General features: G+C 71.6%; 21 protein-coding genes and 1 riboswitch. Of the genes, 12 read left to right on the top strand and 9 right to left on the bottom strand.

Annotation, left to right across the window (positions count from 1 at the left end; all coding sequences use genetic code 11):
• The first annotated feature begins 2 nt into the window (after positions 1 to 2).
• Positions 3 to 389 (top strand): thioredoxin, encoded by a 387-nt coding sequence (gene trxA, locus OHS18_RS06970; RefSeq protein WP_328454881.1) that lies wholly within the window; start codon positions 3 to 5, stop codon positions 387 to 389.
• On the opposite strand, the gene OHS18_RS06965 is transcribed toward trxA, so the two are convergent.
• Positions 341 to 973 carry a TetR/AcrR family transcriptional regulator gene (locus OHS18_RS06965; protein ID WP_328454883.1) on the bottom strand — a complete coding sequence of 211 codons (633 nt, stop codon included), beginning with the start codon at positions 971 to 973 and terminating at the stop codon, positions 341 to 343. The two genes, trxA and OHS18_RS06965, sit on opposite strands and share 49 nt — an antisense overlap.
• A gap of 278 nt (positions 974 to 1,251) precedes the next feature.
• Between OHS18_RS06965 and OHS18_RS06960 the strand changes: the two genes are divergently transcribed.
• The 4 genes from OHS18_RS06960 to OHS18_RS06945 all read left to right on the top strand — a co-directional run bounded on the left by OHS18_RS06960 (position 1,252) and on the right by OHS18_RS06945 (position 8,333).
• A complete protein-coding gene (locus OHS18_RS06960) occupies positions 1,252 to 1,830 on the top strand; it encodes a MerR family transcriptional regulator (protein WP_328454885.1) in 579 nt (192 codons plus the stop codon).
• Positions 1,831 to 1,872: 42 nt separating this feature from the next.
• A riboswitch (glycine riboswitch) is annotated at positions 1,873 to 1,972 on the top strand.
• A 300-nt stretch (positions 1,973 to 2,272) separates the two neighbouring features.
• Positions 2,273 to 5,149, top strand: coding sequence for an aminomethyl-transferring glycine dehydrogenase (gene gcvP / locus OHS18_RS06955; protein ID WP_328616363.1), 2,877 nt, complete (start codon positions 2,273 to 2,275; stop codon positions 5,147 to 5,149).
• A 47-nt stretch (positions 5,150 to 5,196) separates the two neighbouring features.
• Positions 5,197 to 6,144, top strand: a complete 948-nt coding sequence (locus tag OHS18_RS06950) for an NAD-dependent epimerase/dehydratase family protein (protein WP_328616362.1) — start codon at positions 5,197 to 5,199, stop codon at positions 6,142 to 6,144.
• A gap of 8 nt (positions 6,145 to 6,152) precedes the next feature.
• Entirely contained in the window at positions 6,153 to 8,333 is a 2,181-nt protein-coding gene (locus OHS18_RS06945) for a glycosyltransferase family 2 protein (protein WP_328616361.1), read from the top strand.
• Between the two features lie 7 nt (positions 8,334 to 8,340).
• Here the strand turns inward: OHS18_RS06945 and OHS18_RS06940 are convergent, their stop codons facing one another.
• Complete coding sequence (locus OHS18_RS06940) at positions 8,341 to 8,841, bottom strand: GtrA family protein (protein ID WP_328616360.1); 501 nt, start codon at positions 8,839 to 8,841, stop codon at positions 8,341 to 8,343.
• A gap of 179 nt (positions 8,842 to 9,020) precedes the next feature.
• Here OHS18_RS06940 and OHS18_RS06935 point away from each other — a divergent pair, with 179 nt between their 5' ends.
• A complete protein-coding gene (locus OHS18_RS06935; RefSeq protein ID WP_328454895.1) occupies positions 9,021 to 10,175 on the top strand; it encodes an NAD-dependent epimerase/dehydratase family protein in 1,155 nt (384 codons plus the stop codon).
• A gap of 53 nt (positions 10,176 to 10,228) precedes the next feature.
• Here OHS18_RS06935 and OHS18_RS06930 read toward each other — a convergent pair whose 3' ends face one another.
• Positions 10,229 to 10,588, bottom strand: a complete 360-nt coding sequence (locus OHS18_RS06930) for a nuclear transport factor 2 family protein (protein ID WP_328454897.1) — start codon at positions 10,586 to 10,588, stop codon at positions 10,229 to 10,231.
• Positions 10,589 to 10,882: 294 nt separating this feature from the next.
• Here OHS18_RS06930 and OHS18_RS06925 point away from each other — a divergent pair, with 294 nt between their 5' ends.
• Together OHS18_RS06925 and OHS18_RS06920 are read left to right on the top strand one after the other, a co-directional pair.
• Positions 10,883 to 11,692 carry a helix-turn-helix domain-containing protein gene (locus OHS18_RS06925; protein WP_328616359.1) on the top strand — a complete coding sequence of 270 codons (810 nt, stop codon included), beginning with the start codon at positions 10,883 to 10,885 and terminating at the stop codon, positions 11,690 to 11,692.
• A gap of 42 nt (positions 11,693 to 11,734) precedes the next feature.
• Positions 11,735 to 12,523 carry an aldo/keto reductase gene (locus OHS18_RS06920; protein WP_328616358.1) on the top strand — a complete coding sequence of 263 codons (789 nt, stop codon included), beginning with the start codon at positions 11,735 to 11,737 and terminating at the stop codon, positions 12,521 to 12,523.
• Positions 12,524 to 12,526: 3 nt separating this feature from the next.
• On the opposite strand, the gene OHS18_RS06915 is transcribed toward OHS18_RS06920, so the two are convergent.
• The 6 genes from OHS18_RS06915 to OHS18_RS06890 all read right to left on the bottom strand — a co-directional run bounded on the left by OHS18_RS06915 (position 12,527) and on the right by OHS18_RS06890 (position 18,620).
• Complete coding sequence (locus OHS18_RS06915) at positions 12,527 to 14,107, bottom strand: hypothetical protein (RefSeq protein WP_328616357.1); 1,581 nt, start codon at positions 14,105 to 14,107, stop codon at positions 12,527 to 12,529.
• Positions 14,108 to 14,218: 111 nt separating this feature from the next.
• Positions 14,219 to 15,115 carry a 3-methyladenine DNA glycosylase gene (locus tag OHS18_RS06910; RefSeq protein ID WP_328616356.1) on the bottom strand — a complete coding sequence of 299 codons (897 nt, stop codon included), beginning with the start codon at positions 15,113 to 15,115 and terminating at the stop codon, positions 14,219 to 14,221.
• Complete coding sequence (locus tag OHS18_RS06905) at positions 15,112 to 16,155, bottom strand: hemolysin family protein (protein ID WP_328454907.1); 1,044 nt, start codon at positions 16,153 to 16,155, stop codon at positions 15,112 to 15,114. Before OHS18_RS06905 ends, OHS18_RS06910 begins: the two co-directional genes overlap by 4 nt.
• Positions 16,152 to 17,507, bottom strand: coding sequence for a hemolysin family protein (locus tag OHS18_RS06900; RefSeq protein WP_328616355.1), 1,356 nt, complete (start codon positions 17,505 to 17,507; stop codon positions 16,152 to 16,154). Before OHS18_RS06900 ends, OHS18_RS06905 begins: the two co-directional genes overlap by 4 nt.
• Positions 17,508 to 17,673: 166 nt before the next feature.
• A complete protein-coding gene (locus OHS18_RS06895; protein ID WP_328616354.1) occupies positions 17,674 to 17,922 on the bottom strand; it encodes a hypothetical protein in 249 nt (82 codons plus the stop codon).
• Between the two features lie 113 nt (positions 17,923 to 18,035).
• Positions 18,036 to 18,620, bottom strand: coding sequence for a TetR/AcrR family transcriptional regulator (locus OHS18_RS06890; RefSeq protein WP_285451531.1), 585 nt, complete (start codon positions 18,618 to 18,620; stop codon positions 18,036 to 18,038).
• Between the two features lie 186 nt (positions 18,621 to 18,806).
• Here OHS18_RS06890 and OHS18_RS06885 point away from each other — a divergent pair, with 186 nt between their 5' ends.
• From OHS18_RS06885 to OHS18_RS06870, 4 genes are read left to right on the top strand one after another with little or no spacing between them, the layout of a single operon-like run.
• A complete protein-coding gene (locus OHS18_RS06885) occupies positions 18,807 to 19,211 on the top strand; it encodes a hypothetical protein (protein ID WP_328616353.1) in 405 nt (134 codons plus the stop codon).
• Positions 19,208 to 19,864 (top strand): DUF3558 domain-containing protein, encoded by a 657-nt coding sequence (locus OHS18_RS06880; protein ID WP_328616352.1) that lies wholly within the window; start codon positions 19,208 to 19,210, stop codon positions 19,862 to 19,864. Before OHS18_RS06885 ends, OHS18_RS06880 begins: the two co-directional genes overlap by 4 nt.
• Before the next feature lie 3 nt (positions 19,865 to 19,867).
• Positions 19,868 to 21,253 carry a WXG100 family type VII secretion target gene (locus OHS18_RS06875; RefSeq protein WP_328616351.1) on the top strand — a complete coding sequence of 462 codons (1,386 nt, stop codon included), beginning with the start codon at positions 19,868 to 19,870 and terminating at the stop codon, positions 21,251 to 21,253.
• 35 nt (positions 21,254 to 21,288) lie between these two features.
• Entirely contained in the window at positions 21,289 to 22,017 is a 729-nt protein-coding gene (locus OHS18_RS06870; protein ID WP_328618739.1) for an ESX secretion-associated protein EspG, read from the top strand.
• The last annotated feature ends 48 nt before the right edge of the window (positions 22,018 to 22,065 follow it).

The following is a 22,065-nucleotide window of genomic DNA, read 5'->3' as shown; positions in this document are numbered from 1 at the left end:
TCGTGTCCGAAATCGCCCCAGAGGTCACTGACGTCACCGATGCGACGTTCGCCGCCGAGGTGCTGGGCGGCGACGTCCCGGTGCTGGTCGAGTTCTGGGCCACCTGGTGCCCGCCGTGCCGGATGATCGCGCCGGTGCTGGCCGAGCTGGCGCGCGAACGCGCCGGTACCCTCGCCGTGCGCAAGATCAACTCGGACGAGAACCCGGAGGCGACCCGCGCGTACCAGGTCATGTCGCTGCCGACGATGATCCTCTTCTCGGGCGGTGAGCCGGTGCTGACCGTCGTGGGGGCGCAGCCGAAGGCCCGGCTCGAGGAACGCCTCGACCGGGCCCTCGACGCTCAGGGAGCGGTCGCCCGGGCGAACGTGTCGGCGACCTCCCGGCCGTAGAGCTCCAGGTCCAGCGACGGGTCGGCCGTGTAGGCCGCCGCCACGCCGTCGATCGCCTGGGCGATCGACATCGCCATCACCTCGGGAGTGAACGCGCCGAACGCGCCCTCGGCCTGGCCCTGCTTGAGCTGGCGGGCCAGGCCGTGCACCCGCATGTCGTCGACCAGGACCTTCGTCATCGCCCAGTTCTCGGCGTCGTCGGCGTTGGCGGCCATCTCCGTCAGCACCCGCACGCAATCCGGGTACGCGCGCAGGAACGCGATCGACGTCTCGATGTGCGCCCGCAGATAGCCGGCACGGTCGGCCGGATCCAGGCCGCCGCCGGTGCGTTCCCGGAGGAACGCGTTCTTCGTCTCGACGACCGTGCTCAGCACCGCCTGCATCAGGCCGGCCTTGTTGGTGAAGTGGTACGAGATCATCCGGGTGCTGCTGAGCCCGGCGCGTTCGCGGATCTTGGCGAACGTGGCCTTGCGGTACCCGAGGTCGTTGATGACGCCGATCGTCGCGCCGAGGATCTGCGCGCGGCGGGCGGCCTCGGTCACGCTGAGGCCCAGCTCGGCCATGAGTTCGGTCTTTACTTGCATGAGTAAAAATTAACACGGCTGAGTAAATGCGTCCAGGAGGTTTGAACCACTGCCTCCGGGGTACGGCGAACGGCTCAAACGCTCATCCGACCGTTGAGGCTTGCCGCGCGTCGCGTTGACCGGCCCTGTCCGGGCGCTTACCGTCGAAGGAGGTAAATCGCCACGATGTGATTCACGGTCTGGGGCCGGATCGTGGCGGTTGATCTCCGGTGGGTCCCGCTCTGGGTCCTGTCCGGCTGTCATTCGCCGGCCGCCTGGTCGGGCGAGGGGAGGCTTGCGTGGTCGAGGCTGGTTCCGAGAAGCAGCCTGTTCAGGTCGCGGCTGGTGAGCAGGGTGAACTGTTCCCCGACGACTCGCTGCCTGACGAGCTCGTCGGCTACCGGGGTCCGGCCGCGTGCCAGATCGCCGGGATCACCTACCGTCAGCTCGACTACTGGGCTCGCACGAAACTGATCGCGCCCAGCATCCGCACCGCGCACGGCTCCGGCTCCCAGCGGCTGTACTCGTTCAAGGACATCCTGGTCCTGAAGGTGGTCAAGCGGCTGCTGGACACCGGGGTCTCGCTGCAGAACATCCGGGTCGCGGTCGACCACCTGTCCGTTCGCGGGGTCCGTGACCTCGCCAAGGTCACGCTGTTCTCCGACGGCACCACGGTCTACGAATGCACCTCGCCGGAGGAGATCGTCGATCTGCTCCAGGGCGGCCAGGGTGTGTTCGGCATCGCGGTCAGCGGCGCGATGCAGGAAATCAGCGGCACCATCCACGAGTTCCCGGCCGAACGCGCCGACGGCGGCATCGTCGAAGCGCACGAGCCGGACGAGCTGACCCAGCGCCGCAACGCCCGCCGTACCGGGTGATCATCTCCGCGGCAGCCGGAGTAAGGTGATCCGCGCAGTCGACGAAACCGCGCGGGAGAGTCCGGACCACAACCTCGAGTCCGGCGCCGAAGGAGCAAGTCCTCCCCGGAACCTCTCAGGCACCCTGGACCGCGCGGTCTAGACGCCTCTGGAAAGCGGGTCGTCAGGACACAACCTGATGGCCCCGCCGACGGTGCAAGCCCGGCTCAACCTCGGGCGAAACTCTCAGGCGCCCCTTCGGGGGTACGGACAGAGTGGGGAGGGTTCCGAAGCGCTCGGGCGAGTTCCGCTCGCGAAGAGCGCTCGCCCGGAGCCCTTCGGAGTGTCTTGTGGGGGTGCAACCCCACAACCGCCCGGCGGGCTCCGCCCCCGGACCCCCGCCGTGGTCACCTTCGCGTTTACAGTCGGCTTGAGCAGATACCGCCGTTCGCAGGAGGCCATCGTGGAGCCGTCACTCGCCTCTCTGGAACAGGGCATTCCCTTCGCTGACCGGCACATCGGGCCCGGTCCGGACGAACTCCGCCACATCCTCGACGTCATCGGCGTCGCCTCCCTCGACGAACTCGCCGAGCGGGTCGTTCCCGAGTCGCTGCGCGCGTCCGCCGAGCCTCTCGACCTGCCGCCCGCGGCTACCGAAGCCCAGGCGCTCGCCGAACTGCGGGCGCTGGCCGCGCGGAACCGGCCGATGGCCCAGATGATCGGCCTCGGCTACCACGACACCGTGACCCCGCCGGTGATCCGCCGCAACGTGCTCGAGAACCCGGCTTGGTACACCGCCTACACGCCCTACCAGCCCGAAATCTCGCAAGGCCGGCTCGAAGCGCTCCTCAACTTCCAGACGATGATCGCCGACCTGACCGGCCTGCCCGTCGCGAACGCGTCCCTGCTCGACGAGGCCACCGCCGCGGCCGAGGCGATGACGCTCGTCCGCCGCGCCGGCAAATCGGCGTCCCACCGGTTCGTCGTCGACGAGGACACCCTGCCCCAGACCCTCGCGGTGCTCCGGACCCGTGCCGAGCCGCTGGGCATCGAGCTGGTCGTCGAAGACCTGTCCCAGGGCTTGACCGGCCTCGGCCTCGGCGGCGACTTCTTCGGCATCCTGCTGGCCTACCCGGGCGCCTCGGGCGCGGTCCGCGAGTTCGACTTCACCATCGCCGACGCCAAGAAGCACGGCGCGGCGGTGATCGTCGCCGCCGACCCGCTCGCCCTGACGTTGCTGCGGCCGCCCGGCGAGCTGGGCGCCGACGTCGCGATCGGCTCGACGCAGCGGTTCGGCGTCCCGCTGGGCTTCGGCGGGCCGCACGCGGCGTACCTGGCCGTCCGCCGGGGTTTGGAGCGGCAGCTGCCCGGGCGGCTGGTCGGCGTCGCGAAGGACGCCGACGGCGCGCCCGCGTACCGGCTGGCCCTGCAGACCCGCGAGCAGCACATCCGCCGCGAGAAAGCGACGTCGAACATCTGCACCGCGCAGGTCCTGCTGGCCGTGATGGCGTCGATGTACGCGGTCTACCACGGCCCCGACGGGCTGCGCGGGATCGCGCTGCGGGCCCACCGGATGGCGACCGTGCTCGCGGCCGGCCTCTGCGAGGGCGGGGTCGAAGTCGTGCACGGCGAGTTCTTCGACACGATCACCGCGGCGGTGCCGGGCCGCGCGGCCGAGGTCGTCGCCACGGCCCGTGACCTCGGGCTGAACCTGCGGCGGATCGACGACGACCACGTCGGCGTCGCCTGCGACGAGACGACCACACGCGAACGGCTTTCGCTGGTGTGGAAGGCGTTCGGCGTCTCGGTGTCCGATGTGGACGGCCTGGACGAGGACACGGCGGACGCGCTCCCGGCGCCGCTGCGGCGCACGAGCGGCTTCCTCACCCACCCGGTGTTCCACGCCCACCGCTCCGAAACCGCGTTGCTGCGCTACCTGCGGGAGCTGTCGGACAAGGACGTCGCGCTCGACCGCAGCATGATCCCGCTCGGCTCGTGCACGATGAAACTCAACGCCACCGCCGAGATGGAACCGGTCACCTGGCCGGAGTTCGCCGGCCTGCACCCGTTCGCGCCGGCCGACGACGCCGCGGGCCTGCTGACGGTCGTCGCGGACCTCGAGGCCTGGCTGGCCCGGATCACCGGCTACGACGCGGTTTCCCTGCAGCCCAACGCCGGCAGCCAGGGTGAGTTCGCCGGCCTGCTGGCCATCCGCGCGTACCACCGCTCGCGCGGCGAGGGGGAGCGCGACGTCTGCCTGATCCCGGCCAGCGCGCACGGGACCAACGCCGCCAGTGCCGTGATGGCCGGCACGCGCGTGGTCGTGGTCCGCTGCGACGACGGCGGCAACATCGACCTCGGGCACCTGAAGTCCACAGTGGACGAGCACCGCGCCGACCTCGCGGCCGTCATGATCACCTACCCGTCGACGCACGGGGTCTACGAGGACACCGTCGGCGAGGTCTGCGCGCTGGTGCACGACGCCGGCGGCCAGGTGTACGTCGACGGCGCCAACCTCAACGCCCTCATCGGCGTGGCGCAGTACGGCCGGTTCGGCGCCGACGTCTCGCACCTCAACCTGCACAAGACGTTCTGCGTCCCGCACGGCGGCGGCGGGCCGGGTGTCGGCCCGATCGGCGTCCGCGCGCACCTCGCGCCGTTCCTGCCGAACCACCCGCTGCAGCCCGCCGCGGGACCGGCGACCGGCGTCGGCCCGGTCAGCGCGGCGCCGTGGGGCAGCGCGTCGATCCTGCCGATCTCGTGGGCGTACATCCGGATGATGGGCGCGTCCGGCCTTCGCCGGGCGACGCTCGTCGCGGTGGCCAACGCCAACTACGTCGCCCGCCGCCTCGCCGGGCACTACCCGGTGCTCTACGCCGGCCACGAAGGACTCGTCGCGCACGAGTGCGTCCTCGACCTCCGCCCGCTGACGAAGGCCACCGGTGTCACGGTCGACGACGTCGCCAAGCGGCTGGCGGACTACGGCCTGCACGCGCCGACGATGTCGTTCCCGGTCCCGGGCACGCTGATGGTGGAGCCGACCGAGAGCGAGGACCTGGCCGAGCTGGACCGTTTCTGCGCGGCGATGATCGCGATCCGCGCCGAGATCGACCGGGTCGCGGCGGGGGAGTGGCCTCTGGCGGACTCGCCCCTGCGGCACGCGCCGCACACGGCGCGCTGCGTCGCCGGGGAGTGGGACCGGCCCTACAGCCGCGAAACGGCGGTGTTCCCGGCCGGCGTCGGCGCGGCGAAGATCTGGCCGCCGGTGCGTCGCATCGACGGCGCGGCAGGTGACCGGAACCTCGTCTGTTCCTGCCCGCCGCCGGAGGCGTTCGCCTAGGTCCGGGCTTGCGCCGGCCTCACAGGGGCGGGAGGTAGGTTGGCGCCATGGCGAGTGGTGGTGGTCCGGATCGGACGTCCGTGGTCGTGACCGGGGGCAGCGGCTTCATCGGCCGCGCCGTCGTGCGTGCCTTCCGCGAGCGGGGCGTTCCGGTGACCGTCGTCGACCGGGTGCCGTTCCCGGACGAGCCGGCCGGCGTCCGTGTGGTGACCGGCGAACTCCGCGACGCGGCCGTCCGCGAAGAGGCCGTCACGCCGGAGACCGCGGCCATCGTGCACCTCGCCGCGCTGACTTCCGTGCTGCGCTCGGTCGAACAGCCGGAGCAGACCTTCGCCGACAACGTCCTCGTGACGCAGGAACTGCTGGAACTGGCCCGGCGCCTCGAAGTGCCGGGCTTCGTGCTCGCGTCGACGAACGCGGTGATCGGCAACGTCGGCGGCGCGACCATCACGCCGGACCTGCCGCCGCGGCCGCTGACGCCCTACGGCGCCACCAAAGCGGCGTGCGAAATGCTGCTGTCCGGCTACGCGGGCGCGTACGGGATGACGACGTGTGCCTTGCGGTTCACCAACGTCTACGGACCGGGAATGTCCCACAAGGACAGTTTCGTGCCGCGGATGATGCGCGCGGCGCTGAACGGCACCGGCGTCCGCGTCTACGGCGACGGGCAGCAGCGTCGCGACCTCGTGCACGTCGACGACGTCGTCCACGCGATCACCCTGGCCGTCGACAGCGGCTACTCCGGCACCGCGATCGTCGGCGCCGGGAAGTCGGTTTCGGTGCTGGAGATGGTCGAAGCCGTGCGCGAGGTGACCGGCGCGGAGCTGCCGGTGGAGCACGTCGACGCGCCGGCGGGGGAGATGCCCGCGGTGGTCGTCGACGTCTCGGGCAGCGCGGAGACGATCGGCTACCGGCCGTCGATGTCGCTGACCGACGGGCTCGCCACGGCGTGGAAGTACTTCTCCGGTCTCGAGCGTCCGAACGCGACGGAGTGACCGCGGGCGTGTCCGGTTTCCTCCGCCGCCACTGGCTTCTGCTCCTGCTGCTGATCCCCGCGATCGTCCTGCGGGTACTCACCTGGCTCGCCTACCGGCCGGCCCTGCTCTACATCGACTCGTTCCGCTACATCGACAACCTGCACGCACTGCGCGCCGACCAGCTCGACCCGATCGGCTACGACCTGGTGCTGCGGTCGCTACTGGCAGTCGGCGGCCTGGCGTGGGTCGCGGCGGTGCAGCACGCCGGCGGCCTGCTGATCGCGATCGGCGTCTACGCGCTCGTGCTGCGCCTCGGCGGCCGCCCGTGGGTCGGCGCGCTCGCCGCGGCCCCGGTGCTGCTCGACGCCTACCAGCTGCAGATCGAGCAGAACATCATGTCCGAGGTCGTTTTCGAGGCGGTGCTGCTCGGGCTGCTGTGGGTGCTGCTCGGGCGCGGGGCCCCCGGCTGGAAGCGTGCCGGGATCGCGGGGCTGCTCGTCGGCTTCGCCGTGCTCGTGCGGCTGATCGGCATCTCGCTGGCCCTGCCGCTGCTGGTCTACCTGGTCGTCGCCGGGGGCGCGTGGCGGTACTGGGCGGGCTGGCGCCGCGCGGGTGCCGGCCTGCTGGGGATCCTCGTCGTGGTCGTGCCCTACTCCGCGCGGCTGCACTCCGAGACCGGCAAGTGGGGCCTGACCGGGCCGTCGGGGAACATGCTCTACGGCCGCACCGCCGCCGTCGCCGACTGCGCGAACCTGCACCTGGCGCCGGAGCTGCAGGTGTTCTGCCCGGCCGAACCGCGCGAGACGCGGCTCGTGGACAACTACACCCACGCCGACCTCGACCCGAACTGGCCCGGCCCGCTGCCGCCCGGCGCGGACAAGGCGGCGCTCGCGCACCGGTTCGCGATCGAGGTGCTCAAGGCCCAGCCCGGCGACGTCGCGGGCGCGGTCCTGGACGACTTCGCCAAGAGCTTCGCCTGGACCCGCGAGCAGGACCCGACCGACGTCCCGCTGGACCGCTGGCAGTTCCAGCTCACCTACCCGCAGTGGGCCGACCAGTCCCTGATCGACCAGGTCACGCTGCAGAACGACGGCGTCGTCGCGAGCGTGGACGAGCCGCTGGCCGCTTTCCTGCGCGACTACCAGCTGAACGGCGGCTACGTCCCGGGCGCGGTGTTCGGCATCGGCGCGCTCTTGGGGCTGCTGACGGTGTTCCGGCGCAAGCGGCCCCTCGACGCGGCCCGCGCGGGCGCGCTGCTGGCGGCGTCGAGCGGGCTGATCCTGCTGTTCGCCTCGGCGGTGTTCCTGTTCTCCTGGCGCTACCAGATCCCGGCACTCGTGCTGCTGCCCGTCGCGGGCGCGCTCGGCTTCACGACGCTCACCTCGGCCAGCCGGAAACGCCTGGGCGCCTTCCCCGACGACGTCGACACGGGCGCGCTCGACGACTTCCGCGGCCGCCACCCCGACCTGCGGATGTCGTCGCTGGTCGTGGTCATCGCCGCCTACAACGAAGCCGGCGGCATCGGCGGCGTGCTCGAGAAGATGCCGGACGAGTGCCTGGGCCTGCCGGTGGACGTGCTCGTCGTCGTCGACGGCGGCACCGACGACACGGCGGCCATCGCCGAGGACCACGGCGCGTACGTCTGCGTCGCGCCGCGCAACCGCGGCCAGGGTGCCGCGCTGCGCCTCGGTTACCACCTCGCGGCGGAGTCCGGCGCCGAGTACATCGTGACCACCGACGCGGACGGCCAGTACGACAACAGCGAGCTCGAGGCCCTGGTCGGCCCGGTCGTCGACGGCACGGCGGACTTCGTCACCGGCTCCCGCCGGCTGGGCCACGAGGAGGCCGACAGCCGCGTGCGCTGGCTCGGCGTCCGGGTGTTCGCGGTGCTGGCGTCGGTGCTGACCCGGCGCCGGATCACGGACACGTCGTTCGGCTTCCGGGCGATGCGCGCCGAGCTGGCGTGCTCGGTCCCGCTCCACGAGCCGCAGTACCAGTCGTCGGAGCTGATGCTCGGCATCACCGCGCGCGGTTCCCGGGTGGTCGAACTGCCGATGAGCATGCGGCTGCGCAAGGCGGGCAAGAGCAAGAAGGGCGGCAGCCTCGTCTACGGCGCCAACTACGCGAGGGTTATGACGGGGACCTGGTGGCGGGGCTACGTCCTGCGCCGCGGCCGGACGTCGCGCGGGGTGAAGACGAGCGCGTAGCCGCTGGTCACGGCGCTGACGTGGGGGCCGGGGCGCGCGCCGCGTCGCGGCCGAACACCAGCCTGTCGAGCAGGGTGAACTTGACGACGAACACCAGCGCGTAGCTGGCCACGTACGCGCCGTCGACCAGCACGACCCACCACACGTGGGGCAGGTTCAGCGGGGTCAGCAGTGAGCCCGCCAGGGTCGTCAGGCCCACCGAGGCGAGGCCGCCGAGGCCGATCACCGCGAGGTAGGGGAGCAGCTCGCGGCGGACGCGGGGGCGACCGGTGCGGCCCCACACCCAGCGGCGGGTGACCACGAAGTTCAGCACCGCGCCGGCGGCCCAGGCGAGGGTGCTGGCCAGCACCGGGACGCCGCCGCCGGCGAGCACGGCGAGCAGGACGACCTGGCTGAGGACCGTGGCGGCGACGGAGGTCACCGCGGCGCGGCCCAGCCGGGCCCAGCCCCGGCGTCGCGTCGGTGTCTCCGCTGTGCGCTGGCGCACATCGCCGGTTACGGTCGTCATGCCCCCATCCTCCCCGCGGGTCGCGCGCGCCGCCGTCCGACCCCCCTATGCATAGGAGATTCACAGCTCATTGCCAGGTGCTCATCAGCACGTGATCGATAGCGTCGGGTTCTTGCAAGCCTCTGCTACTGAGTGGAATCAGCATGCTTGCCGCGTAAACGAGCAGGAAAGGCGGCACAATGCGAGTGCTGGTTCTCGGCGGTGACGGTTATCTGGGCTGGCCCACCGCGTTGCACTTATCGGACAAAGGCCACGAGGTGGCCGTTCTCGACAATATGGCCCGCCGCGGCTACGACGTCGAGCTCGGCGTCGAAAGCCTGGTCCCCATCGAGTCGCTCACGGACCGGATCGCCGCGTGGGAGGAGGTGTCCGGACGGCGCATCACCAGCTACGAAGGTGACCTGCTCGACGCGGACTTCCTCTTCGACGCCGTCCGCGACTTCGCGCCCGACGCCGTCGTCCACTACGCCGAGCAGCGGTCCGCGCCCTATTCGATGATCGACCGCGAACACGCCGTGTACACGCAGCACAACAATGTGGTCGGCAACCTGAACCTGTTGTACGCGATCGCCGAAATCGACCCCTCGATCCACTTGGTCAAACTGGGCACGATGGGCGAATACGGCACGCCGAACGTCGACATCGAAGAAGGCTGGCTCGACCTCGAGCACAACGGCCGCAAGGACCGCGTGCTGTTCCCGAAACGGCCCGGTTCGTTCTACCACCTGACCAAGGTCCACGACTCGCACAACATCGAGTTCACGTGCCGCGCCTGGGGGCTGCGGGCCACGGACCTCAACCAGGGCGTCGTGTACGGCCAGCGGACCCCGCAGACCGCGCTGGACCCGCGCCTGGCCACCCGCTTCGACTACGACGCCGTGTTCGGCACGGTGCTCAACCGGTTCGTCATCCAGGCGGTGCTGGGACAGCCGCTGACGGTGTACGGCAAGGGCGCCCAGACCCGCGGCCTGATCGACATCCGCGACACCGTGGAGTGCATCCGGCTCGCCGTGGAGAACCCGGCCGAGGCGGGCGAGTTCCGCGTGTTCAACCAGATGACCGAGAGCATGTCGGTCGCCGCGATCGCCGACCTCGTCGCCGAGCGGTTCCCCGGCCCGGTGCAGATCGAGCAGCTGGAGAACCCGCGGACCGAGGCCCCGGAGCACTACTACAACGTGAAGCACACCGGCCTCGTCGGCCTCGGCCTGGAGCCGCACCTGCTGTCGGACACGCTCATCGAGTCGATGTTCGACATCGTCGGGGCCAACAAGCACCGCGTGAACATGGACAAGCTGCGCCCGACCGTCCGCTGGCGGGGCGCGCTCAAGAGCTGAGCCGAGCCGAAGGCGGGCTCCTCCTCGCGGGGGAGCCCGCCTTGTGCGCGCGTTCAGCCGGGCATCTTGTCGAGGAAGCCGTGGACGTCGGCGATCTTGCCGTCTTCGAGTTCCACGACGTCGAACCCGATCGCGACCGGCTCGGCGCCGGGGGTGCCGAGGTACCACTGGAACCGCGCGAGGTCGTGGTGGGCGTCGGGCTCGGCGGGCAGGCTGAAGGTGAGCCCGCCGAACTGCGCCTGCGCCCCGGCCACGAACCGGTCGATCCCGTCGTGCCCCCGGACGGCGCCGAGCGGGTCGGTGTAGCCGGCGCCGTCGGTGAAGACGTCGGCGATGAGCGCCCGCCGCTTGCCGGAGTCGGTCTCGTTCCACACGGCGATGTACTGCTCCACAATGGTCCGCACGTCGGTCATGGGATGCTCCCTTTTGCTGGGGGACAACGGGTTGTCGTCGTCCGTCGCTGAGATCCACTGTGGCGCCCGGGCGGCGGCGCGTCGATTACGCGCGAGGTAATGCCGCGACGGCCCCGCCTGCGGGCTCCGGTCCGACGGCCGGTGGGTTCCGGATCAGATCGCGGCAGCTCGCCGGCGCGGAAGAGACCCAGCCGTCTCGGGCTGTGCCACCGACGCCCGTCCTGCCGGTTGCCCACCGAGCCATTACCCCCGAAGTAATGGCCGCGCGCCGGTGATCGTCGTAGCGTCGCTCCCGTGACGACTTCGGTGCAGGCGGCCGCGCGGCAGCGGCCGGTGGGTGAGCTGCTGCGGGAATGGCGGGATCGGCGGCGGATCAGCCAGCTGGAGCTGGCGATCTCCGCCGACATCTCCACCCGCCACCTCAGCTTCGTGGAGACCGGGCGGTCCAAGCCGAGCCGGGACATGGTGCTGCGGCTCGGGGAGCACCTCGACGTCCCGCTGCGGGAGCGCAACCGGCTGCTGCTCGCCGCCGGGTTCGCGCCCGCCTACACCGAGAGCGCGCTGGGGGATCCCGAGATGAGCGCCGTCCGGCAGGCCGTGCGGCAGCTGCTCACCGGGCACGAGCCGTACCCGGCCGCCGTCGTGGACCGGAACTGGAACCTCGTCGACGCCAACGCCGCCACCGGCCTGTTCGTCGGTGGCCTGGCGCCCGAGCTGACGACCAACGTGCTCCGCGCGACGCTGCACCCGCAAGGCATGGCGCCCCACATCCGGAACCTGGGGGAGTGGCGCGCCCACCTGCTCGGCAGGCTGCGGCGCCAGGTCGGCCAGACCGCGGACGCCGGCCTCGCCGACCTGCTGGCCGAGCTGCGCGGGTACCCGTGCGACCAGCCGGTGCCCGAAGTGGAGGTCCCCGGACCGGGCGACATCTTCGTGCCGCTGGTCTTCCGCCACGAAGGCACCGATCTGACGTTCTTCAGCACGGTGTCCACGTTCGGCACCCCGCTGGACGTCACCGTGGCCGAGCTCGTGATCGAGTCGTTCTTCCCGGCCGACCCGGCGACGGCCGCGTACCTGCGCGAGCGGGCCGCCCGGGTGGGATGATGGGGATTCTCGCGCAGCACCCGAAGTGAGGATCACCGGTTGATGGCCGTTCCGCCTTCGCTAGCCCTGTCCGACGGAGTCCGCATCCCCCAGCTGCTGTTCGGTGTCACCGGCCTGAGCGCCGCCGAGACCGGCCGCGCCGTCCGCATCGCCCTCGACACCGGCCACCGCGGCATCGACACCGCACCGGGCACCGAGGAGGCCGTGGGCGCGGTGCTCGCGACGTCGGACGTACCGCGCGAGGACGTGTTCGTGAGCGTCAAGGTGCCCGTGCAGGGCTACGACGCCACCCGCCGCGCGGCCGACCGGGCCCTGGCCGGCCTGCAGGCCGAACGGGTCGACCTGGCCCTGGTGGACGGCACGAACGGCGCGTTCACCGACACCTGGCGCGCGCTGTCCAGGCTGCGCGCCGACGGCCGCGCCCGCGCGATCGGCGTGGCGGGGTTCAGCGCGGCCGAGCTGCGCCGGCTGATCGACGCCACCGGCATCGTCCCCGCGGTGAACCTCGTCGAGCTGCACCCCTGGCTGCAGCAGGTGCCGCTGCGCGAGTTCCACGACGAGCACGGCATCTCGACCGCTGCGTCGAGCCCGGCCGCGAACAGCGCGCTGCTGTCCGACGAGACGGTCACCGCGCTGGCGGCGAAGTACGGCAAGACCCCGGCCCAGATCGTCCTGCGGTGGCACCTGCAGGGCGGCACGGTCGTCGTGGCCGCATCCGCCACCACGACCCGGACCCGGGAGCACTTCGGCGTGTTCGACTTCGAGCTGGCCGACGACGACGTCGCGTTCGTGGCCGAGCTCGACAACGGCACCCGCGTGGGGCCGGCCTGAGCGTCAGGCCTTGATGCCCGCGGCGGCGAAGTCGGCCTGCTGGGCGGGCTGCTCGAGGTACTCGCGGAACGTCTGGGCCGCGCGCAGCAGGGTGTCGTCGATACCCGGCCCGGTCAGCCCGACGAACGGGTAGTCCGCCGACCGCGCGGTGGCGACCGACTGGGCGGGGGAGCCGATCATCTCGGGCCTCTTGGTGTTCAGCTCGCTGATCCAGTACGTCGACTCGGGCAGCCAGGCGGTGGGAAGGCCGCCGATCGCGTTGAGGTTGGCCCGGCCGACCAGCGCGTCGAGCACCTGCGACGAAGCCTTGGCCTCGATCATCACGTGCACGCACTGACCGTGGACGACGGTGGCGGCCTGGTTCCAGCGGTCGGCCGCGGCGGTCAGCGGCTTCTGCACGCTCGGGGTGACGATCACGCGCATGTGCGACGTGCCGCTGGAGCAGCTGGCGGCCTGGGCCTCGGCGCGGCTGTTGAGCTCGCTGTCGGCCCAGTTCCAGCCGACGATGCCGAGCCCGATCAGGGCGGCGAGCACGAGGCAGGCGATCGGCCAGCCGGCGATCTTGCGGCGCGGGGCCTTCTTGCCGACGATGCGGTGCGAGCCGGTCGCCTCGGCGCCCTTGCCGAGGGTCCGCTGGGTGCCGGTGTCCTCGCTCCGGGCGGCGGTCCGGTGGGAGCCGGTGTCGTCGCTCCGGTGCGGGCCGGTGCTCTCGCTCCGGCCGGGGACGTGGGAAGTCCCCGTCGGCTCGCCGCGGCCGGCGGCGCGGAAGGAGCCGGTGTTCTCGCCCCGGCGCCCGGCGCGGAACGAACCGGTGTTCTCGCCGCGGCGTGCGGCGCGGGTGGTGCCGGTCGGCTCGGGCGCGGCGCTCTCGTCGGTGGCCTGGAACGAACCGGTGTTCCCGCCACGGCCGGCCGCTCGGAAGGTCCCGGATTCTTCGCCGCGGCGGGAGCGGGTCGCTTCGGGCGTCGCGATCTCGTCGGGGGTCGGAAAAGCCCCGGTGCTCTTGCCGCGGCGGGCGGCGCGGAAGGTGCCGGATTCTTCGCCGCGGCGGGGGGCGCCGGTTTCGGGTGCGGCGGCCTCGCCGGGGGTCGGGACGGTGCCCGCGTTCTTGCCGCGGCGGGCGGCGCGGAAAGTCCCGGATTCTTCGCCCCGGCCGGGGGAGCGGGGCGGCTCGGGGGTTTCGGTGCGGAAGGTGCCGGTGTTCTCGCCGCGGCGGGGAGCGCGCGGGGCACCGGGGGCCTCGGTCCGCCCGGCGCTCCGGAACGCGCCGGAGTCCTCGCTCGGCTTGCGGAACCAGCCGGTGTCCTCGGTGTGGCCGGGAGCGGGGGTGGCGCCGGTGGCCGGGATGACGGTGGTGGTTTCGGTGGGGTCGGCGGTCCGCGAGGACCCCGAGTTACCACGCCGGCCGGGCATCCGGGACGCGCCGGTGGACTCGCCACGGCCGGCGTTCCGCCGCCGCGCGGGGGGCTCGGCCGGGTTCGGACGCTGCGGGACGGCTCCCGGGCCCTCGACGGGGACGCGCTTCGCCCCGGCGTGGTCCAGCGGGTGTGGCACCGGCTCGTCGGGCCGGGCGTGTCGCCCCATCGTCATCCTTTCGGCGTAAAGAGCAGCCCAAGTACGCGCTGCTATGCAATCAAACCGTTATCACCCTAACAGGTGAGCAACGGGCCGGGAATAATCTAACTCACAGTTGTGTCACGCTCGCGGAGGCCGCCCTGCTGGGCTGACCAGGCTATGGCAGTGCGCGATCAGGCGAGCACGCAAGGGGGCCGATCGGCGGGCGAACCCGGCCTGCGCGCGAGCGTACTCGGCCCGTCCCGCGGCCGTCTCGATCCGCACCGGCGGGTAACCGAGGTCCGCGAGGTCGTACGGGCTAGCCCGCATGTCCAGCTCCCGGATCTCGGCCGCGAGCTCGAAACAGTCGGCGACGAGCTCCGCGGGGACGTACGGATCGAGCTTGTACGCCCATTTGAAGAGGTCCATGTTGGCGTGCAGGCATCCCGGCTGCTCCAGGGTGACCTGCGCCGCCCGGGTCGGCTCCAGCTCGTTGCGGGGCCGCGCCGGCGGGGTGAAGAACCGGAACGCGTCGAAGTGCCCGCAGCGGATGTCCAGCGACTCGACGACGGCGTCGGTGCCCGGGGACCCGAGCCGGAGCGGAACCTGGTCGTGGCGCACGGAATCGGCCGGCTCGCGATAGACCATCGCCCACTCGTGCAGCCCGAAACAGCTCAGCCGGGGCGCGCGTGAGGCCGTCGCGCTGAGCAGGCCGAGCACGAACTCGGCCGTCCGCGCCTTGCGTTCGGTGAACCCGGCCGGGTCGAGGACGACGCCGTCCGGCGTTTCGACGTACCCCTTCCGGTCGAGGAAACGCCGCGCCGCGGGCCCGGCGAGCGCGACGCCGGGCCCCGGCTGCCAGCGTTCGAGGTGTCCCGGCCGGTGCGAGTAGTAGGTGAACAGGAAGTCCAGCACCGGGTGCTTCTCGCCCCGGGACTTGCGCTCCTGGTGCGGGACCGTCCACCGCCGCACCCGCTCGGCGTGCGCCGCCTCCCGGGCCAGCCAGTCCGGTTCGGCGAGCACGTCGACGGCGGTCACGCGCCCACGTGGGTGCCGTCGCGCACGGTACCCACGTACTCCTCGACGAGGTCCTCGAGCGCGACGACGCCGACCGCGTTCCCGGTGGTGTCGAGGGCCCGCGCCAGGTGGCTGCCCTCCTTGCGCATCGCCGAGAGCGCGACGTCCAGCCGCGCGTCGGCCCGCAGCTCGGTCAGCTGCCGCGTCTTCGACGCCGGCACCATCGTCGCCGGGTCCTCGCCGGCCAGGTCGAGGACGTCCTTCACGTGGATGTAGCCGGTCAGCCGGCCGTCGTCGGTGCACACCGGGAAGCGCGAGAAACCGGTCGAGGAGACGACCCGCTCGACGTCGCCGAGGGTCGGCGCGCACGGCAGCGTCGTCAGGTCGGCCGTCGGCACCAGCACGTCGGACACCGTCTTCTGGACCGAGGACAGCGTCTGCGTGAGCCGCCGGTGCTCGGACTGGTCGATCAGGCCCTCCCGGCGCGACTCGCTGAGCAGCTCGGCCAGCTCGTCGGACGTGTAGGCCGTCTCCAGCTCGTCCTTCGGCTCGACCTTCACCGCGCGCAGCAGCGAGTTCGCGACGAAGTTCAGCAGCCAGATGAACGGGTTCGCGATCTTGACCCAGCCGACGTGCACCGGCACCAGCCAGAGCGCGAGCTTCTCGGGTTCGGCGATGGCGAGGTTCTTCGGCACCATCTCGCCGATCAGCACGTGCAGCACGGTGATGAAGGCCAGCGCGATCGCGAACGAGATCGGGTGCAGCAGGCTCTCGGGCAGGCCGAGCAGGTCGAAGAACGCCGAGAGCCGGTGCGCGACGGCGGGCTCGCCGAGGCGGCCGAGCAGCAGCGAGCAGATGGTGATGCCCAGCTGCGCGCCGGCCAGCATCAGCGACACGTGCTTGCTCGCGTTGATCACGATCTTCGCGCGCGTCTTGCCCTGCTCCAGCAGCGCTTCGAGCCTGTCCCGCCGTGACGAGATCAGCGTGAACTCCGCGCCCACGAAGAAGGCGTTGGTCAGCAGCAGGAGCACCACGAGGAGGATGTTCAGCCAGTCGCTCACGAGGCCACCTCGCTTTCGGCGGTCTTTCCGGCCGGCTCGGCGTCGCGGACCGGGGCCACTTCGACCTCGGCGACGCGGCGCTTGTCCATCGTGGTCACGGTGAGCCGCCAGCCGTCGACCTCGGCGGCGTCACCCTCGGAGGGGATCTTGCCCAGCCGCTCGAGGATGAGCCCGGCGATGGTCTCGTAGTCGCCGTCCGGCATCCGGAACCCGGTGACGTCGGTGACCTCGTCGGGGCGCAGCTGCCCGGACACCAGCCAGCTGTCGGTGCCGACCTGCTGCGACGCGGGGGCCTCGCGGTCGTCGTGCTCGTCGCGGACGTCGCCGATGATCTCCTCGACCACGTCCTCCAGCGTCACGAGCCCGGCCGTGCCGCCGTACTCGTCGACGACGATCGCCAGCTGGAACCGCGAGTCGCGCAGGCGGTTGAGCAGGTCGTCACCCGGCAGGGACTCGGGCACGGTCGGCACCGGCCGCATGACCGAGCCGATCGGCACGTTCGCCCGCTCGGCGGCGGGCACCGCGAAGGCCTGCTTCACGTGCACCGCGCCGCGGACGTCGTCGAGGTCGTCGGCGTGCACCGGGAACCGCGAGAACCCGGTGCGGCTCGAGATGGCGATGAGGTCTTCGATGGTGTCGCCCACCTCGAGCGCCTCCAGCTGCACGCGTGGGGTCATCAGCTCCTCCGCGGTGCGCTCGCCGAACCGCAGCGAGCGGTCCAGCAGCTCCGCGGTGGACGTGTCGAGCGTGCCGCTCTCGGCGCTGGAGCGCACGATCGAGCCCAGCTCCTGCGGCGACCGCGCGGACCGCAGCTCTTCCTGCGGCTCGACGCCGAACTTCCGCACCAGGAAGTTGGCGCTGTTGTTCATCAGGGTGATGAGCCAGCGGAACAGCAGTGAGAACCGCGAGTGGTAGCCGGTGACCGCGCGGGCGGTCGGCAGCGGCCGGGCGATCGCCAGGTTCTTCGGCACCATCTCGCCGAGGATCATCGACAGGGAGGTGGCGATGACCAGGGCGAGCACGACCGACGCGCCGGCCGCGAACGCCGTCGGCAGGCCGACGCCCGTGAGCAGCGGCCGGACCAGCTCCCCGATCAGCGGCTCGGCCAGGTAACCGGTGATGAGCGTGGTCAGGGTGATCGCGACCTGGGCGCCGGACAACTGGAACGAGAGCGTCCGGTGGGCCTTCTGCACGGTCAGCGAGCGTCGGTCGCCGACCTGGCGGACGTTGGCGTCGACCGTGCTGCGCTCCAGCGCGGTCAGCGAGAACTCGGCCGCGACGGCGAGCCCGGTGCCGACCGTCAGCAGCACGAAGACGAAGACGCCGAGGACGGCGAAGAGGATTTGGGTCATTCCACACCCGCCGGAACGGCGGTGGGCGAACCTATCGGACAGCCGGGTCGGTCACCCGGCCCGGTACTGTCACCGGGTGACTGCGCTGCGCGCACGAAACGGTCACTCCTAGCAGGAAATCGACGTGTACTGCGATTATGGGGTGAATCTTAACGTGTCCCCGGCATCACGCGCGGGCCCATCGGTGTGTCGGCGCGCTCACCTCGCCCGATGATCGGCGCGGCCGCCGCCCGAGCAGCCCGACGAGCCGGGCCGCGGGACCGGCGCCGCGGCCGACCGCGACCGGCGGGTCGAACAGGACGAGCCCCTGCCGGTCGTCCATCCACGGGCGCACGATGTCGATCAGCCGCTCGGCCAGTGGCTCGGTGACCCGGGCTGGCAGGCCGAGCGCGGTGGCGAGGTCCCAGCTGTGCACGGCGTCCGGCGCGTCCAGTCGTCGGCGCCGGCGACGTGCACGGCCTCGCCGAACGCCCGGACGGCCTGGCCGTGTGCCTCGAGGAGATCCACGCGGGCCGGGAACATGGCGGCTCAGGCGGTACCGGGCCGGTGCCGTCGCACCGTCTCCTCGACGAGGTCGAGCACCGGCCCGAGGCCGGCGCCGGGCAGGCCCATGGCCAGGTGCGAGACGAGTCCTTCGAGGACGAGTTCGAGGAACGCGGTGAGAACGTCGACGTCGACGTCGTCACGCAGGTTCCCGGCCTCCCGCTGGCGCAGCAGGCGCAATCGGGTGGCGGTGGTCAGCTGTTCGGAGCGCTCGGCCCAGCGGGCGCGGAACTCGGGGTCGGTGCGCAGCCGCCGGGACACTTCGAGGCGGGTGCCGAGCCAGTCGGCGGGGTGCTCGCCGTCGCCGGCCAGCAGGTCCCGCATGACCTGGACCAGGCCCTGTTCGGCGACGACGTCGGCCATCCGGATGGCGTCGTCCTCGGCGAGGGCGAGGAAGAGCGACTCCTTGTCGCGGAAGTGGTGGAAGATGGCGCCGCGGGACAGGCCGGTGGCTTCCTCCAGGCGCCGGACTGTGGCACCTTCGTAGCCATAGCGTGCGAAGCACACACGCGAGCCGTCGAGGATCTGGCGCCGTCGTGCGTCGAGGTGATCCTGGCTTACGCGGGGCATCCGACGATCCTGGCACCGCGGACCCGGATCTCGCAATCCGTACGTACGTCTTGTGACCCGGAGTGCCCGGGAACCACCCGAAGGCTCCCTGCGTCGGAAGGTTGCGGCGATTCGCTGACACGGAATGAGACGGTTGGCTAGTCTTTGCACCATCACGGTGGGTGAACTGAGGGGCAGGTGCGGGGCGTGATCATCGGCGAAGCCGGACAGGCGGCGCAGGCGGTCTGGGGTGGCGACATCCTGGGCGAGGGCGGTCGCGTCTACGGCGGCGGGGGCGGCGGTGGCGGCCAGTTCAAGATGGAACCGGAAGAGCTCGCCTCGGTGATCAGCCTCTGGGAAGACGAGCTGGACAAGATCATCGACGACGGTCGCACGATCGACACGCTGGTGAACGCCTCGGTGGCGCCTGGCCAGGACCCAGCCAGCGGCAGCTACGAGACGACCACCTTCGAGTCGGTCACCTCGCTGCAGATGCAGAACGATTCCATGCGCAAGTACGTGCAGGGGTACATCAAGAAGCTGAAGGAAGCGCAGACGAAGACCGTCGCGACGGACCAGGGCATGTCCGAAACGTTCGGGCAGGCGACGTGAGGCTGTCGAAGGTTGCCGAAGCGAGTGTTCTCGGCGTGGTCGCCCTGTGCTTGTGCGGGTTCGCGTCGGCTTGCACCTCGACGACCGGTGGCACCGCCAACCCCGCGGACACGTCGTCCTCTCCGGCGTCGTCCGGGGAGCCGAGTCCGACCGCGGACGCCCCGAAAGTCACCACTCCGCTGGACGCGACCAAGTACGTGGGCAACCCGTGCGGTCTCGTCCCGGCCGACGTTCTGACCCAGCTGCGGTACACGGAAGCAGGCGAGCCGCGGCCGGGCGATGCCACTCCCGAAGGGCAGTCAGGCCCCAGTTGCGGGTGGAAGATCAGGGGCGACGGACTCAGCGTGCTGGTCGTCCTCGGGACGGGAAACCGCGACCAGGGGGCCGGCGGATTGGCCGGCATCCAGGCTGCCCACGACCGTTCCGGAGCTTTGATCAAATTCCTCGAACCGGCCCCGGAAGTCGACGGTTATCCCGCGCTGTACTTCGACACCCGCGACCGCAGGGCGGCCGGAAACTGCACCATGGCGGTCGGAATAGCCGACGACCTGGCGGTCTCCGTTTTCGCGGAAGGCTACGAGGGACAACAGGATTCTTGCGACGCAGCGCAACGCGTCGCGGCCGGAACGGTCAAAACACTCAAGGGGGCTTGACGAGTGGACGGCAAGCAGATCTACGACAATTTCAAACAGGGGGACACCGAAGGACTCCGGCAGATGTCCGAGTCGGTGGAGAAGCTCTCGTCGGCCTACATGGACCGCGCGCAGGGCATCAAGTCGCTGCAGGAGCGGATGAAGCAGGCGTGGACCGGGAGCGCCGCCGACGCCGCCAACGCCGGAGCCGGACCGCTCGAGCAGGCCTTCGCCGAGACCGCGATGCCGCTCGACATGACCAGGGCCTCGGTCGACACGCAGGCGGACGTGTTCGAAAACTCGAACAACGCCGTCGTCGAGATTCCGCCCAAGCCGGACAAGCCCAGTCCGTGGTCCGTGGGGCTCAAGGCCGCCATTCCGATCGCCGGGCCGTTCATGGCTCAGGACGAAGTCAACGACTACCAAACCGGCATCGCGAAGTACTACGCGGCCAACGAGACCAACGTCCGTGTGATGGACCAGTACAGCAGTGCCACCAGTGGCACCAAAGCCGTCCTTCCGACGGACTACGGCGTTCTCGAGTCCGACGGTGCCACGATCGCCGTGAACACGCCGCAGACGCCCGGCCGGGTCAAGCCGCCGATCATCGATGGGCACAACTGGACGCCGGATCATCCCGGTGGGACCGACGACCACACCTCGACCACGAGCGTCGACACCACGCACACCGGCGGACCCGACAAGCCCGGCGGCACCGGCGGCACCGGGGGCACCGGCGGCACCGGCGGCACTGGAGGAACCGGCGGTACGGGTGGTACCGGGGGTACTGGCGGCACCGGCGGCACGGACACCACCCACACGACCGGCACCGGCACGACGGGCACGACCGGCACCAACCTGCCCGGCCGGTTGCCCCCGGGGCAGCAGCCCGGTGACCGCCCCGGCAAGACGCCGCCCGGGACCGGAGGGGTCGACTTCTACCCGACCGGTACCGGTGGGGGCGGCGGGGGACAGAACTACTCCACCACCTTCGGCGAACCCGGCGGCTCCGGCACGGGAACCGGTCCTGGCGGCCGCGGTCCCAGCAGCGGCTCCGCGGGTGGACGGCTCCTCGACTCCAGTGGCCGCCCGATCGGTGGCTCCGGCACCGGCAGTGGTGCCGGAAGCGGTGGCACCGGCGGTGGTTCCGGCGCGGCGGGGGAGCGTGGGCTCGGCGGCGGGCGCGGCTCCGGCATGGGCAGTCTCGGCAACGCGGCCGCCGCGGAGGCGGCTGCCGCTCGGGCGGCCGGTGGGCGGTCCGGGCAGATGGGGCCGATGGGTGCCGGCGGGCGGCGTGGCGAGGGTGAGGAAGATGATGAGCACCAGCGGCCGGACTTCCTGATCGAAGCGGACCCGGACGCGATCTTCGGCACCGACCAGCGGACCAGTCCGCCGGTCATCGGCGAGTAGGACGAGTGGGCGGGGTGGACGTGGCAACAGGCCGGGTGGACGTTCCGGTCGAGGCGCTGGCCGCGCTGGCCGAGCGTGAGCAGCTCGGCCAGCTGCACCTCACCCTGCGCCCGGAGCCCCTGTGGCTCTCGGACGAGGAGCGCGACGAGGCCGACCACCGGATCGACGCCGCGCTCGCGGAGGCCGGGCTGATCGACGCGCGCGGGCGGGCGTCGGTCGACTTCCTCGACTGGCTCCCGTTGCTGGTGACGCCGGCGCGGGAGTGTTACGGCTGGGTCGGCACCGGCGGGCACACCTACGGGGTGCTCGCCGCCGCGAAGGGGCTGCAGGCGGTGCTCGCGGTCTCCGACGGCGCGCACGTCGGCGTCCAGGAGATCGACCGGAACCGGCTCGCCGAATCGCTCGTCGAGCAGCTGCCGCCGGTCGGGCCCGGCGGCGGCAACCCGCGCACGGTCCGGGTGGCGGACCTGACCGACGCCGCCCGGCGCGGTCAGGACGCCTACCCGCTGTCCCCGGCGATCGCCGACGTCGTCAGCTTGGTCCAGCGGCCGGTCACCGGCAGCGGCGAGCTCTACGTCGGCCGCCGGGACGAGGTCGGCCGCCACACCTGCCGGCAGCAGCCGCTGCACTACGCCGACACGGACTGGGGCCGCTACCTCAGCTACACCTCCGGCGCGGGCGACGACGAGGTCATCCACATCGGCCCGGCCGGCCCCCGCGAGCTGGCCGACACCCTCACCGAGCTGGCCGGCTCCCTGAACTGAGCCCACTGGGCTGACCCGAAAAGGGAGCGCGCGAAACCATCGCACGGC

This window comes from Amycolatopsis sp. NBC_00355, assembly GCF_036104975.1.
Classification (GTDB): domain Bacteria; phylum Actinomycetota; class Actinomycetes; order Mycobacteriales; family Pseudonocardiaceae; genus Amycolatopsis.
This window is presented reverse-complemented; position numbering and strand designations above follow the sequence as displayed.